The 717-nt window shown below is 53.1% G+C and carries 1 rRNA gene; it reads left to right on the top strand.

What is annotated here, in order from left to right:
* Positions 1-717: ribosomal RNA gene (locus tag B5G28_RS14235) — 16S ribosomal RNA — on the top strand; the annotation flags it as partial.

The following is a 717-nucleotide window of genomic DNA, read 5'->3' as shown; positions in this document are numbered from 1 at the left end:
GGTAACGGCCCACCAAGGCGACGATCGGTAGCCGGACTGAGAGGTTGAACGGCCACATTGGGACTGAGACACGGCCCAGACTCCTACGGGAGGCAGCAGTGGGGAATATTGCACAATGGGGGAAACCCTGATGCAGCGACGCCGCGTGGAGGAAGAAGGTCTTCGGATTGTAAACTCCTGTTGTTGAGGAAAAAACGGATGGTACTCAACAAGGAAGTGACGGCTAACTACGTGCCAGCAGCCGCGGTAAAACGTAGGTCACAAGCGTTGTCCGGAATTACTGGGTGTAAAGGGAGCGCAGGCGGGTATGCAAGTTGGAAGTGAAATACATGGGCTCAACCCATGAACTGCTTTCAAAACTGTGTATCTTGAGTAGTGCAGAGGTAGGCGGAATTCCCGGTGTAGCGGTGGAATGCGTAGATATCGGGAGGAACACCAGTGGCGAAGGCGGCCTACTGGGCACCAACTGACGCTGAGGCTCGAAAGTGTGGGTAGCAAACAGGATTAGATACCCTGGTAGTCCACACCGTAAACGATGATTACTAGGTGTTGGAGGATAGACCCCTTCAGTGCCGCAGTTAACACAATAAGTAATCCACCTGGGGAGTACGACCGCAAGGTTGAAACTCAAAGGAATTGACGGGGGCCCGCACAAGCAGTGGAGTATGTGGTTTAATTCGACGCAACGCGAAGAACCTTACCAAGTCTTGACATCCT

This window comes from Faecalibacterium sp. An77, assembly GCF_002161315.1.
Lineage (GTDB): Bacteria > Bacillota > Clostridia > Oscillospirales > Ruminococcaceae > Faecalibacterium.
The sequence above is the reverse complement of the archived record's forward strand: the minus strand, read 5'-3'. Positions and strand labels throughout refer to the sequence as shown.